Origin of the sequence: Cellulomonas rhizosphaerae (genome assembly GCF_003470205.1) — a bacterium.
Classification (GTDB): domain Bacteria; phylum Actinomycetota; class Actinomycetes; order Actinomycetales; family Cellulomonadaceae; genus Cellulomonas; species Cellulomonas rhizosphaerae.
The window spans coordinates 1-12,612 of record NZ_QWKP01000222.1 but is presented as its reverse complement, the minus strand read 5'-3'; the positions used below and the strand labels follow the sequence as shown (position 1 = coordinate 12,612).

Genomic DNA, 12,612 nt, shown 5'->3' with positions numbered 1-12,612 from the left:
TCAGTCCTCGTCGGCCGCCAGGGCAGCCGCGCCGACGATGCCGGCCGCGTTGAACAGCTTGGCCGGCACGATCGTGGAGCGGATGTCGAGCAGCGGCAGGAAGTCCTTGTGGTGCTTGCTCACGCCGCCGCCGACCACGATGAGGTCGGGCCAGAACAGGTTCTCGACGACCGTGAAGTAGCGCTGCAGGCGCTGCGCCCACTGCTCCCAGTCGAGGCCCTCGCGGTCGCGCACGGACTCGGCGGCGCGCGACTCGGCGTCGTGCCCGTCGATCTCGAGGTGACCGAGCTCGGTGTTGGGGACCAGGTGGCCGTCGACGACGAGCGCCGAGCCGATCCCCGTGCCGAGCGTCACGATGAGCACGACGCCCTTGACGTCGGCAGCGGCGCCGTAGGCGACCTCCGCGAAGCCGGCGGCGTCGGCGTCGTTGACGGCGACCACGCGGCGACCGGTCGCGTCGCTGAACAGCTTCTGCGCGTCGGTGCCGATCCACGACGCGTCCACGTTCGCCGCCGACTGCGCGACGCCGTGCAGCATCACGGCCGGGAACGTCACGCCGATCGGCACGTGCTTGTCGAGGTCGAACGAGTCGACGATCTCCGCGACGGTCTTGGCGACCGCGTCGGGCGTGGCGGGCTGGGGCGTGGGGATCCGCAGGCGGTCCTTCGCGAACTCGCCCTTGTCGAGGTCGACCGGCGCGCCCTTGATGCCGCTGCCACCGATGTCGATCCCGAAGGCGATGTCGTGCTTCTTGGAGTGCTTGTGGTGGCTCATGGCAGTGTCAGGATCTCCGCTCCGTCTTCGGTGACCAGCAGGGTGTGCTCGAACTGCGCACTGCGACGACCGTCGGCCGTCAGGACCGTCCAGTCGTCGTCCCACATGATCCAATCAGGTGTTCCCAGGTTGAGCATCGGTTCGATGGTGAAGACCATGCCGGGTTCGATGACCGTCTCGTACAACGGCGCGGCGTCGTAGTGCGGCACGACGAGCCCCGTGTGGAACGCCGGGCCCACGCCGTGACCCGTGTAGTCACGCACCACGCCGTACCCGAACCGGGTCGCGTACTTCTCGATCACGCGGCCGATCACGTTGATCTCGCGCCCCGGCTTGACCGCCTTGATGGCCCGGTCGAGCGCCTCGCGCGTGCGCTCGACGAGCAGGCGCGACTCCTCGTCGACGTCCCCGGCGAGGAACGTCGCGTTGTTGTCGCCGTGCACGCCGCCGATGAACGCCGTGACGTCGATGTTGACGATGTCGCCGTCCTCGATGACGGTCGAGTCCGGGATGCCGTGGCAGATGACCTCGTTGACCGAGGTGCACAGCGACTTGGCGAAGCCGCGGTAGCCGAGCGTCGAGGGGTACGCGCCGTGGTCGACGAGGAACTCGTGGCCGATCGCGTCGAGCTCGTCGGTCGTCACGCCCGGGGCGACGTGCTTGCCGACCTCCTCGAGCGCCTGCGCACCGATGCGGGCGGCGACGCGGATCGCGGCGATCGTCTCGTCGTCGAACACGTCCGGTCCGCGCCACGGGGCCGGCCCCGGCTTGCCGACGTACTCCGGCCGCGCGATGTTGGACGGGACGGCACGACGAGGGCTGATCGTGCCCGGGACGAGGGCGTTGCGGCTGTGCACGGGCGACATGCCTGGCAGTCTACGAGCAGGTCCGGGGCTCGACCCGGGATGTGAGAGGAGCACGACGATGGCCGGAGACTTCTGGTTCAACACCGAGACCCACGAGGTCGAGGAGGGTCGCACGAGCGACTGGAGCAAGCTCATGGGTCCGTACGGGAGCCGCGACGAGGCGGCGCACGCGCTGGACAAGGCCAAGGCCCGCGCGAAGGAGTGGGAGGCCGAAGAGGACTGACGTGTGAGGATGGTCCGCCGCTGGGCACCACCCCCGCCCGGCGCGTGACGCCCCGGAGGACCATCCATGACCTCAGCCACCCAGACGGCACCGACGATCGACGCGGCCAAGCACTCGCGTCTCGAGGACGCCCTCGGCATCTTCATCGGCACGTTCGTGCTCTCGCTCGGGCTGTTCCTGCTGCGTTCGGTCGACGCGGTGACGGGCGGGACGGCCGGGCTGTCGCTGCTGCTCGTGCACGTGGTCGAGCTGCCCTTCGGGGTGCTGTTCGCGCTGGTCAACCTGCCGTTCCTGCTGCTGGCGATCCACCAGCGCGGCTGGGGCTTCACGCTGCGCACGGCGCTGTGCATCGCCCTGGTCTCGACGATGAGCGGGCTGCACGCACAGATCTTCGGGGCCGTGGACCTCCCCACCGCCTACGGCGTGCTCGCGGGCAACGTGCTGGCCGGCGTGGGCCTGCTCATCCTGTTCCGGCACGGCTCCAGCGTCGGCGGGTTCACCATCGTCGCGCTGATCCTGCAGGACCGGGCCGGTTGGCGGGCGGGCTACGTGCAGATGGTGCTCGACACCGTCGTCGTGCTCGCGGCGTTCACGGTCGTCGGTCCTGGCACCGTCCTGCTCTCGGCGGCCGGAGCCTTCCTGCTCAACCTCATCGTCGCGCTGAATCACCGCCCGGGTCGGTACCTCGGCTACTGAGGGTTCCTAGCGGCGCTCGATGGTCGCCACGATCGGGCGGTGGTCGCTGCCGCCGGTCGCCGGCAGGACGTCGAAGTCCAGCACGCGCCAGGCCCGGCCGTCGACGAGCACGTGGTCGATCGGCGTCGCGAGCCAGGTCGGGGCGCTCGCCGGCCACGTGCCGCTCGTCGACCGGCCGACCGCGTCCGCGGCGTCGACGCACGACCCCAGGTGCTGGAGGGCGGGGTGGTCGAGCGTCGCGTTGAAGTCGCCCGCGACGATCGCGCCGGGGTTCTCGGTACACGCGTCGGCGGCCGCCCTGCTCTCCGTGCGCCAGGTCGCCATCGAGCCGACCGAGCTCGGCGAGACCGGGTGGACGGCGACGATCGTCGGGCGGTCCTGGGCCGTCACCCGCAGCGCGCCGTGACGCATCGGCAGGATCTCCGCGTCGGGGTAGTCGCCTACCGCGGGGGAGACGAGCAGCGCCACGCCGTCGACGAACGCGTCGACGCTGGGCGCGGTGCGGACCTGCATCGCGATGCCCTCGTCGGCGAGGATCGCGGCCGTCGCGTCCGCGGTCGCGGCCGAGGTCTCGGGCAGCACGACGACGTCCGCGCCCTGCTCGCGCACGAGCGCCGCGAGCGTGTCCGGCCGGGCGCGGCCCAGGGTGTTGAACGACAGCACGACGTGCGACTCCCCGCCGTGCGCCTCGGGCTCGGGCGCCGAGGACCGGGCGACCAGCACGCCCACCTGCGCGGCACCGCCGAGCGCCAGCGCGACGACGAGCGGGATCGCCGCCGTGCGCGCGGGACGGGGGAGCACCAGGCTCAGCGCGACGACACCCAGCGCCGCGGTGCCGCTCGCGACCGCGATGCCCGCCCGGAACGAGACGAGCTGGGCGACGCCGAGCCTCCCCGCACCCAGGGGGATCGCCAGGACGACGCCGACCAGCGCCGCGAGGCCGGCCAGCCCCCAGCCCGCGCGCCTCACGACTCGAAGCTGTGCGCCGCGTCGGGGAAGGTGCCGGCCTTGACCTCGTCGGCGTACGCCGTGGCCGCGGCCCTGAGCGCCTCGCCGACCTCGCCGAACCGCTTGGCGAACTTGGGCGACCAGTCGCCCATGCCGGCCATGTCGACCCACACGAGCACCTGACCGTCGCAGGCCGAGCCCGCGCCGATGCCGATCGTCGGGATCGCCAGGATCTCGGTGACCCGCTCCGCGACGGGCGCGGGGACCATCTCGAGCACGACCGCCACGGCGCCGGCCTCCGCGATCGCGAGGGCGTCCTCGCTGAGCTGCTCGGCGGCGTCGTCGCCCCGGCCCTGCACGCGCGGGCCGCCCAGCAGGTTCTCCGACTGCGGCGTGTAGCCCAGGTGCCCGACGACGGGGATGCCGGCCTCGGTCAGCGCGCGGACCTGCGCGGCGACCCGTCGGCCGCCCTCGAACTTCACCGCGGAGACGCCGGTCTCCTTCATGATCCGCACGGCCGTCGCGAGTGCCTGCTCCGGGCCGGCCTCGTAGGAGCCGAAGGGCAGGTCGGCGACGACGAACGCGCGCTGCGCCGCGCCCGCGACGGCCCGGCCGGCCACGACGATCTCGTCGACCGTGACCGGCAGGGTCGTGCGGTAGCCGTGCATCGTGTTCCCGATCGAGTCGCCGACGAGCAGCATGTCGATCCCGGCGGCGTCGAAGATGCTGGCCGTCGCGGCGTCGTAGGCCGTGAGCATCGTCAGGCGCTCGCCGCGCTGCTTGGCCTCGCGCAGGTGGTGGACGCGGACGCGCTTGGGGGTCATGGCGGGGGGCTCCTCGGGGGTCGGGGTGTCGGTCACGGCTCGCGCCAGCGGCTCGTGACGGGAAGTCGGCGGTCGCGGCCGAAGGCGAGCGCGGTCACCTTGGGACCGAGCGGGTACTGGCGGCGCTTCCACTCGGCGCGGTCGACGAGCTGGAGCACCCGGTCGACGACCGCGGGGTCGAACCCGCGCGCGAGCAGCTCGGTGCGGCCCTCGGCGTGCTCGACGTACGCGTCGAGCACCTCGTCGAGCAGGTCGTACGGCGGCAGCGAGTCCTGGTCGACCTGGCCGGGTCGCAGCTCGGCGCTCGGCGGCTTGGTGATCGAGGACTCGGGGATGGGCGGCACCTCGCCGCGGTCGACCGCGTGGTTGTTGCGCCAGCGGGCCAGCGCCCACACGCGCGACTTGTCCACGTCCTTCAGCGGCGCGAACCCGCCGATGCTGCCGGCGTCGTAGATCGTGGCGTAGCCGGTCGCGAGCTCGGACTTGTTGCCCGGCGCGATGACCAGGTGTCCCTCGCGGTTCGAGATCGCCATGAGGATGACGCCCCGCACGCGGGCCTGCAGGTTCTCGGCCGTGACTCCCTGGATGTCCATCTGCTGCTCGAAAGCGTCGACCATCGGCTTGATCGCCTGGACCCGGTAGTCCGCGCCGATCCGCTTCGCCAGGTCCTCCGCGTCGTCCTTGCTGTGGCCCGACGAGTGCTGCGACGGCATCGAGACGCCCACGACGTTCTCGCCGCCGATCGCGTCGGCGGCGATCGCGGCGGTCAGCGCGGAGTCGATGCCGCCGCTCAGGCCCAGGGTCACCGAGCGGAAGCCGTTCTTGCGCACGTAGCCGGCCAGGCCCGTGACGATCGCCCGGTAGATCTCCTCGTCGGGGTCCAGCGGCGGAACCTGCGGGCCCGGCTCGCCGATCTCCCAGACGAGCAGGTGCTCGACGAACTGCGGCGCGGTCGCGAGCAGGGTGCCGTCGGTGCCCGCGACGAACGAGCCGCCGTCGAACACGAGGTCGTCCTGACCGCCGACGAGGTTGACGTAGACGACCGGCGCTCTGACCTGTCGCGCGCGGCGCATCGCGAGGTCGGTCCGGACGTGGCCCTTGCCCTCCTCGAAGGGGGAGCCGTTGAGCACGACGAGCGCGTCGACGTCGTGCACCTGCGTGACCGGACCGCCGTCCTGCCAGATGTCCTCGCAGATCACGACGCCGAACCGCGCACCGGCCACGTCGATGACCAGCGGGTCCTCGCCCGAGGCGAAGATGCGGAACTCGTCGAACACGCCGTAGTTGGGCAGGTGGTGCTTGTTGTACCGGGCCTCGACGACACCGTGGCGGATCAGCACCGCCTGGTTCGTCGGCCGCGCCCCGTGGCTGGTCTCGCGCTCGCCGACGGTCCCGACAAGCACCGCGAGCTCACCGAGGCCCTCGTCGGCCAGCGCCTTCGCCGTGGCCTGCAGCGCCGCCTCGGCACCGCGGCGGAAGCTCGCGCGCAGGGCGAGATCCTCGATGGGGTAGCCGGTGATCGTCATCTCGGGGAACACGACGAGGTCGGCCCCGGCGTCCGCGGCCTTGCGCGCCCAGGACCGAACGGCGGCGGCATTGCCTTCGACGTCCCCGACGCACGTGTCGATCTGAGCGAGCGCAATCCGCGGCCGAACCATCCCCCGACCCTATCCACCCACCCCGCCCCGCAGCGCGGCACCCCCCTGTGACCCCGCCCACCGCCGCGCCCGATCGGTGCAGGCGGGCGATCCGATGACCACCGCGCCAGCAGCCGCCCGCGCCCCGACGCCCGGCGGTGAGCGCGTGGGTGTGCGACACGCCGAGCAGATCGCGGCGTGTCGCACACCCACAGGTTCACCGCAATGGGGCGACTCTCGGTGTCATCCGGATCGGAGGACGATCGGTTGGCGAGCGAGATGCGTGCATCGCCTCGATCCGGCGCAGGGTCGCTCTCGGCCGGTGGGCGATCTCGCTGGGTGTCAGCGAGATACGCAGGATGCCGGCTTCGGCGAGCGCACTGTCGGCGCGGATCGTCCGTTCCCAGTCGGGCCCGGCGGCGTGGTGTGCGTAGGAGTGCACCTGGATCGCCATCCCCACGTCGTCGAGCCACAGGTCCGGGGTGGGGAGCCGCAGTCCGCTCAGCGTGCTCAGCTCGGGGTTGGCCCACGGGCGCGGCAAGGTCATGCTGCTCGCGACGAGAAGGATCAGGTCGCTCTCCGGCGCGCTCCACGCTCCGCCTGCCGCCGCGGTGACAGCCCGCCTGAGCGAGGCCGAACCGCGGGTCGGCCCGGCGTGGAGCTCATCGACGATCGAGGGAAGGTCGGTCTTGCCTCGCTGGATCGACTCCAGCACCAGGGCTGTCGCGTAGCGCTCGTCGGCCCGAACCCTGCACGCGTCAGCAACGGCCCTCGCGACGGGTGCGATCTGAAGGATGCCGCCTCCGCGCGTCGGGCGGACCGGTCGGCGGGTCCGCCGCGTCCGGACGAACCCAGCCGAGCGCTGCCTTCGAGTGGGACTGACCAGCACGTCGACGTACTCGTCGGCCTCGGCGTATCGCAGTCCGTGCCACCGCGCGGCTGCCGCTCCGGTGACGACCGCGTCAGCGCCGGCATGGAGCTGAGCGGCGATCAGCTTCTGCGTCGGATCGAGAGCCACCCGGCCGAGCAGCACCACCCCCGGAAGCACCATCCGCCAGGAGGTCGCGACCCGGCGTCGCACCGCATCCGGTGAAAACCCTGATTCCGCGAGCTGGATGCGCGTGACCAGCTGGTGCTGACGCTGCGCGAGTCCCTGGAGCGTCGGCGGGAGTTCGTAGCTGCTCATCCCGTCACGGTTGCTGATCCGCACGGGCCTCGGCTGCGGCAGGTCGTGTGCGGTGGACGACTGACCGCGCTGCGGGGGCTGTGGGCGGCTCGATGCCGGCGTCCCCGCTGCTGCTCCTCCCTTGCTGCGCGCACGTGGGTGTGCGACGCGCCGTGCGGGACCCGGCGTGTTGCACACCCACGCGCACACAGCAGGTAGATGGCGCTCGGATGACGGGCGGGGCAGGAAGCGCACGGAAGCCTGTGGACGCAGTGGGCAGCAAGGACGAGACCGGTGTCGCGGCTAGCTGGACCGGGGGAGTAGGGGAAGTGCTGGTGTGCCCCGGAGGTTGGTGGTGGACGCGCGGCGGACAACTGCCCTGGACAGCGCGGATGTCAGGCAGGATGTACGCCATGGACAGGCAGCAGGAGTTCGTGCTCCGCACGGTCGAGGAGCGGGACATCCGCTTCATCCGTCTCTGGTTCACCGACGTGCTCGGGATCCTCAAGTCGGTGGCGGTCGCGCCCGCCGAGCTCGAGGCCGCGTTCGCCGAGGGGATCGGGTTCGACGGCAGCTCGATCGAGGGCCTGACCCGGGTCTACGAGGCGGACATGATCGCCAAGCCGGACCCCACCACGTTCCAGGTCCTGCCCTGGCGCGGCGAGCGGCACGGCACGGCGCGCATGTTCTGCGACCTGCTGACGCCAGACGGCGAGCCGAGCCTGGCCGACTCCCGCAACGTGCTCAAGCGCGCGCTGAGCCGCGCGAGCGACAAGGGGTTCACGTTCTACACGCACCCCGAGGTCGAGTTCTACCTGTTCGACGCGCCGGCCGACCCGAGCGTGCCGCTGGTCCCCGTCGACCAGGGCGGCTACTTCGACCACGTGCCGCGCGGCACCGCGCACGACTTCCGCCGCGCCGCGATCACCATGCTCGAGTCCATGGGCATCTCGGTGGAGTTCTCCCACCACGAGGCGGGCCCGGGTCAGAACGAGATCGACCTGCGCTACGCCGACGCGCTGACGACGGCCGACAACATCATGACCTTCCGCACGGTGGTCAAGGAGGTCGCGCTCGAGCAGGGCGTCTTCGCGAGCTTCATGCCCAAGCCGCTGTCCGACCAGCCCGGCTCCGGCATGCACACGCACCTGTCGCTGTTCGAGGGCGACCGCAACGCGTTCCACGAGCCCGGTGCGCCACTTGAGCTGTCGAAGGTCGCGCGCTCGTTCATCGCCGGCCTGCTGGTGCACGCCGCGGAGATCACGGCCGTGACGAACCAGTTCGTGAACTCCTACAAGCGGCTGTGGGGCGGCGCCGAGGCGCCGAGCTACATCTGCTGGGGCCACAACAACCGCTCCGCGCTCGTCCGGGTGCCCATGTACAAGCCCGGCAAGGGCAACTCGAGCCGCATCGAGTACCGCGCGGTGGACTCCGCGACCAACCCGTACCTCGCGTTCGCGGTCATCCTCGCGGCGGGCCTCAAGGGCATCGAGGAGGGCTACGAGCTCCCCGACGGCGCCGAGGACGACGTGTGGGAGCTCACCGACGCCGAGCGTCGCGCGCTGGGCATCGAGCCGCTGCCGCAGTCGCTCGACGCCGCGATCTCGGTGATGGAGCGCTCCGAGCTGGTCGCCGAGACGCTCGGCGAGCACGTCTTCGACTTCTTCCTGCGCAACAAGCGCCGGGAGTGGGAGGAGTACCGCTCGCAGGTCACGCCGTTCGAGCTGAAGCGGTTCCTGCCGGTCCTGTGAGGCGGTTGCGGCGGCGGCGCCCGACGAGGGACGCGGCGTGAGCGAGGCCCGCGGCGGGACCCTGGCGGGCCGGCTCACGCGCGTCGGCGTCGAGGACGTCCCGCGCGGCGAGCGGCTCATCGCCGACGAGGCGCTCGTGGCCGTCCTGCCCGAGGTGGCCGACGTGCTCGTCGCGCCACTCGCGGACGTGGGCGACCCCGACGCCGCCCTGCTGACGCTCGCCAAGCTCGCCGGCGTCGTGCGCGACGACCCTGGGCTCGGTCCGCTGCTGCGCGACGTGCTGCTCGAGGACAGTCCGGCGCGCCACCGGCTGCTGGCGGTCGTCGGCGCGTCCGTCGCGCTCGGCGACACGCTCGTCGCGCACCCGGCGAACCTGCGCGTGCTCGTCGACGACGAGCCCGGCGTGGGCGTGCCCGTCGAGCAGGTCCGCGCCGAGCTGCTGTCCGCCGTGGGCGCGGGCGCCGACGACGAGGTCCCGGTCGCGACCCTCGTCGGGAACCCCGGGATCGACGCGATGCGCCGCGCCTACCGCACCCGCCTCCTGCGGATCGCCGCCGCAGACCTCACCGCGAGCGACCCGCTGAGCCGCCTGCCGGGCGTCGCCGCGGCGCTGGCCGACCTCGCCGCGGCCGCGCTGGAGGCCTCGCTCGCGCTCGCCCGGGCCGGCCTCGACGACCACGGCCGCGACGTGCGCCTGAGCGTGATCGGGATGGGCAAGTGCGGCGGCCGGGAGCTCAACTACGTCTCGGACGTCGACGTCATCTACGTCGCCGAGCCCGTGGAGGGTGCCGACGAGGCTGCCGCGCTGGCCGCCGGGGCGAAGCTGGCCGCGGGCCTGGCCCGCGCGTGCTCGACCACGTCGGGCGAACCCGCGCTGTGGCCGGTCGACGCGGCACTGCGACCCGAGGGCAAGGACGGACCGCTCGTGCGCACGCTCGCGAGCCACCGCGCCTACTACGAGCGCTGGGCCAAGACCTGGGAGTTCCAGGCGCTGCTCAAGGCCCGGCCGCTCGCGGGGGACCGAGCGCTCGGCGCCGAGTACGTCGCGATGACGCAGCCGTTCGTGTGGGCCGCCGTGCAGCGGGAGAACTTCGTGGAGGACTCCCAGGCGATGCGCCGCAGGGTCGAGTCGCACGTGCCCGCTGCCGAGGCGGACCGGCAGATCAAGCTCGGCGTCGGCGGGCTGCGGGACGTGGAGTTCACGGTCCAGCTGCTGCAGCTCGTGCACGGCCGCGCCGACGAGGAGATCCGCAGCCCGAGCACGCTCACGGCGCTGGCGGCGCTCGCCAAGGCGGGCTACGTGGGCCGGGACGACGCCGCACGGCTCGCCGTCTGCTACCGGTTCCTGCGCCTGCTCGAGCACCGCATCCAGCTGCACCGGCTGCGCCGCACCCACCTCATGCCGACCGGGGAGACCGACCTGCGCCGCCTGGCGCGCTCGGTGGGCATGCGCGCCGAGGGCGCGGACGGGCTCATGGAGCGCTGGCGGTCGGTCAAGCGCGAGGTCCGCAGCCTGCACGAGGAGCTGTTCTACCGCCCGCTGCTGCCGGCCACCGCGCAGCTGTCGACCGAGGAGGCGAGCCTCGCGCCCGAGGCGGCACGCGCCCGGCTCGCGGCGATCGGCTACCTCGACCCGACCGGCGCGCTGCGGCACATCGCCGCTCTGACCGGCGGCATCTCGCGCCGCGCGGCCATCCAGCGCCAGCTGCTGCCCGTGATGCTCGGCTGGTTCGCGGACGGCCCGGACCCGGACGGCGGGCTGCTCGCCTTCCGGCGGCTGTCGGAGTCGCTCGGTACCACGCACTGGTACCTCAAGCTGCTGCGCGACTCCGCGGCGGCTGCCCAGCGCCTGGCCCGCGTGCTGTCGACCAGCCGCTACGTGGCCGATGCGCTGATGCGCTCGCCCGAGTCGGTCGGCTGGCTGGCCGAGGACGAGGAGCTCGAACCGCGCACCTACGAGCGCATGTGGGCGGAGGCGGACGCGATCCTCACGCGGGCGCACGACCCCGTCGTGGCGATCGGCCTGCTGCGCGGACTGCGCCGCCGCGAGCTCGCGCGCACGGCGGCCGCGGACGTGCTCGGGGTGGTCACCGGGACGCGCGCAGCGGCGAGCCTGACGCGGGCGGCTGACGTCGTGCTCGTCGGCGCGCTGCGCGTCGCCGCCTGGGAGGCCAGGGCCGAGCGCGGCCTCGACAAGACACCGACCAAGCTGCTCGTCGTCGCGATGGGCCGGCTCGGCGGCGGAGAGATGAGCTACTCCTCGGACGCCGACGTGCTCTTCGTGCACGACCCGCGCCCGGGCGTCGATCCCGTGCAGGCGCAGGAGTTCGCGCTCTCGGTCGCCACGCGGATCCGCCAGCTCCTCGGGGCAGTCGGGCCCGAGCCGACGCTGGCCGTCGACGCCGACCTGCGCCCGGAGGGCCGCAACGGCCCGCTCGTGCGCTCGTTCGACGCGTACGCCGAGTACTACGACCGGTGGTCGGCGCCCTGGGAGAGCCAGGCGCTGCTGCGGGCCCGGCCGGTCGCGGGCGACGAGGAGCTCGGCCGCCGGTTCGTCGACCTCGTGGCGCCGCTGCGCTACCCACCCGGTGGTCTCGACGCGTCCGTCGAGCGCGAGGTGCGACGGATCAAGGCCCGCGTCGAGGCGGAGCGGCTGCCCCGCGGGGTCGACCCGACGCGGCACCTCAAGCTCGGCCGCGGTGGGATCTCCGACGTCGAGTGGACCGCCCAGCTGCTGCAGCTGCAGCACGCGGCGCGCGTTCCGGCCCTGCGGACGACGTCGACGACCGAGGCGCTGGCCGCCGCGCAGGAGGCCGGGCTGCTCGCGGGAGACGACCGCCGCGCGCTCGTCGACGCGTGGAAGTTCGCGTCACGGCTGCGGGACGCCAACGTCCTCTGGACCGGCCGCGCCGACGGGGGCCAGGTGGACGTGCTGCCGCACGACCGCCAGGCGCTCGCCGGGCTCGCCCGCGTCGTCGGGTACCCCGCGGGATCCGGCGGCGAGCTCGAGCAGGACTACCTGCGCACGGCCCGGCGGGCCCGCGCGGTGGTCGAGCGCGTCTTCTACGGCTGAGGCTCGTCGGCCTCGTCGTCGGGCAGGTCCTTCCACCCGCGGTTGCGCTTGAGCGCGGCGACGTCCTCCTGCAGCAGCGGCGAGTCCACCAGGTCGTGGCGGCGGATGTACGTGTGCGAGATCGCCTGGATCGTGGCGAGCACGGGCAGCGCCAGGAACGCTCCCAGCGCACCGAACAGCGCACCGAACCCGATGACGCCCAGGAACGGGACCGCGGGGTTGAGCTCGAGCGACTGCGCGGAGACCTTGGGGGAGAAGATCAGGTTCTCGACCTGCTGGTAGGCGATGATGAACAGCAGGACGAGCAGGCCCTTGGCGGGTGAGATCGTCAGCGCCACGGCCACGGGCAGTGCACCGCCGATGTACGTGCCGATCGTCGGGATGAACTGCGACACGATGCCCGTGAAGGCCGCGAGCGGGAGCGCGTACGGGACGTGCACGATCGTCAGGAAGACGAACGTGAACGCGGTCGAGAGCCCGGCGAGCACCAGCCGCGAGGTGATGAAGTCGGCGACCTTCGCCTGCGAGACCTCCCACAGCCGCAGCACCTCGACCTGACGGTTCGGCGCGAACAGGCGCAGCACCGCCGCCCGGAACTTCGGGCCCTGGCTGCCCATGTAGTAGACGACGAGCAGCACGGCGCTCGCCGTGAAGA

Annotated in this window: 11 protein-coding genes; 4 read left to right on the top strand and 7 right to left on the bottom strand. The window is 72.6% G+C overall.

The features are described from left to right. Complete coding sequence (gene ppgK / locus D1825_RS16810) at positions 1–774, bottom strand: polyphosphate--glucose phosphotransferase (protein ID WP_118768573.1); 774 nt, start codon at positions 772–774, stop codon at positions 1–3. Next, positions 771–1,640, bottom strand: a complete 870-nt coding sequence (gene map / locus D1825_RS16805; protein ID WP_118768572.1) for a type I methionyl aminopeptidase — start codon at positions 1,638–1,640, stop codon at positions 771–773. The genes ppgK and map overlap by 4 nt, the downstream gene beginning before the upstream one ends. A 58-nt stretch (positions 1,641–1,698) precedes the next feature. On the opposite strand from map, the gene D1825_RS16800 reads away from it, so the two are divergent. Continuing rightward, complete coding sequence (locus tag D1825_RS16800; protein WP_118768571.1) at positions 1,699–1,863, top strand: SPOR domain-containing protein; 165 nt, start codon at positions 1,699–1,701, stop codon at positions 1,861–1,863. A gap of 66 nt (positions 1,864–1,929) precedes the next feature. Continuing rightward, entirely contained in the window at positions 1,930–2,559 is a 630-nt protein-coding gene (locus tag D1825_RS16795) for a YitT family protein (RefSeq protein ID WP_118768570.1), read from the top strand. Between the two features lie 6 nt (positions 2,560–2,565). Here D1825_RS16795 and D1825_RS16790 read toward each other — a convergent pair whose 3' ends face one another. The 4 genes from D1825_RS16790 to D1825_RS16775 all read right to left on the bottom strand — a co-directional run bounded on the left by D1825_RS16790 (position 2,566) and on the right by D1825_RS16775 (position 7,178). Then, positions 2,566–3,528 carry an endonuclease/exonuclease/phosphatase family protein gene (locus tag D1825_RS16790; protein ID WP_118768569.1) on the bottom strand — a complete coding sequence of 321 codons (963 nt, stop codon included), beginning with the start codon at positions 3,526–3,528 and terminating at the stop codon, positions 2,566–2,568. Continuing rightward, positions 3,525–4,331, bottom strand: coding sequence for a 3-methyl-2-oxobutanoate hydroxymethyltransferase (panB, locus tag D1825_RS16785; protein ID WP_118768643.1), 807 nt, complete (start codon positions 4,329–4,331; stop codon positions 3,525–3,527). Before panB ends, D1825_RS16790 begins: the two co-directional genes overlap by 4 nt. 32 nt (positions 4,332–4,363) lie before the next feature. After that, the gene (locus D1825_RS16780; RefSeq protein WP_118768568.1) at positions 4,364–5,989 is read right to left on the bottom strand and encodes an NAD+ synthase; all 1,626 of its coding nucleotides are present in this window, start codon (positions 5,987–5,989) and stop codon (positions 4,364–4,366) included. A gap of 196 nt (positions 5,990–6,185) precedes the next feature. Next, positions 6,186–7,178, bottom strand: coding sequence for a type IV toxin-antitoxin system AbiEi family antitoxin (locus tag D1825_RS16775; RefSeq protein WP_118768567.1), 993 nt, complete (start codon positions 7,176–7,178; stop codon positions 6,186–6,188). A 368-nt stretch (positions 7,179–7,546) separates the two neighbouring features. Between D1825_RS16775 and D1825_RS16770 the strand changes: the two genes are divergently transcribed. Next, complete coding sequence (locus tag D1825_RS16770) at positions 7,547–8,884, top strand: glutamine synthetase family protein (RefSeq protein ID WP_118768566.1); 1,338 nt, start codon at positions 7,547–7,549, stop codon at positions 8,882–8,884. A 37-nt stretch (positions 8,885–8,921) separates the two neighbouring features. Then, positions 8,922–11,957, top strand: coding sequence for a bifunctional [glutamine synthetase] adenylyltransferase/[glutamine synthetase]-adenylyl-L-tyrosine phosphorylase (locus tag D1825_RS16765; protein ID WP_118768565.1), 3,036 nt, complete (start codon positions 8,922–8,924; stop codon positions 11,955–11,957). On the opposite strand, the gene D1825_RS16760 is transcribed toward D1825_RS16765, so the two are convergent. Continuing rightward, positions 11,948–12,612: AI-2E family transporter (locus tag D1825_RS16760; RefSeq protein ID WP_118768564.1), on the bottom strand; the 665-nt coding region annotated here is incomplete at its 5' end. The two genes, D1825_RS16765 and D1825_RS16760, sit on opposite strands and share 10 nt — an antisense overlap.

What these genes read in the sequence shown, in the direction of transcription:
- panB (WP_118768643.1), bottom strand. Translation starts at nt 4,331, where the DNA reads ATGACCCCCAAGCGCGTCCGCGTCCACCACCTGCGCGAGGCCAAGCAG.
- D1825_RS16800 (WP_118768571.1), top strand. Translation starts at nt 1,699, where the DNA reads ATGGCCGGAGACTTCTGGTTCAACACCGAGACCCACGAGGTCGAGGAG.
- ppgK (WP_118768573.1), bottom strand. Translation starts at nt 774, where the DNA reads ATGAGCCACCACAAGCACTCCAAGAAGCACGACATCGCCTTCGGGATC.
- D1825_RS16780 (WP_118768568.1), bottom strand. Translation starts at nt 5,989, where the DNA reads ATGGTTCGGCCGCGGATTGCGCTCGCTCAGATCGACACGTGCGTCGGG.
- D1825_RS16770 (WP_118768566.1), top strand. Translation starts at nt 7,547, where the DNA reads ATGGACAGGCAGCAGGAGTTCGTGCTCCGCACGGTCGAGGAGCGGGAC.
- map (WP_118768572.1), bottom strand. Translation starts at nt 1,640, where the DNA reads ATGTCGCCCGTGCACAGCCGCAACGCCCTCGTCCCGGGCACGATCAGC.
- D1825_RS16795 (WP_118768570.1), top strand. Translation starts at nt 1,930, where the DNA reads ATGACCTCAGCCACCCAGACGGCACCGACGATCGACGCGGCCAAGCAC.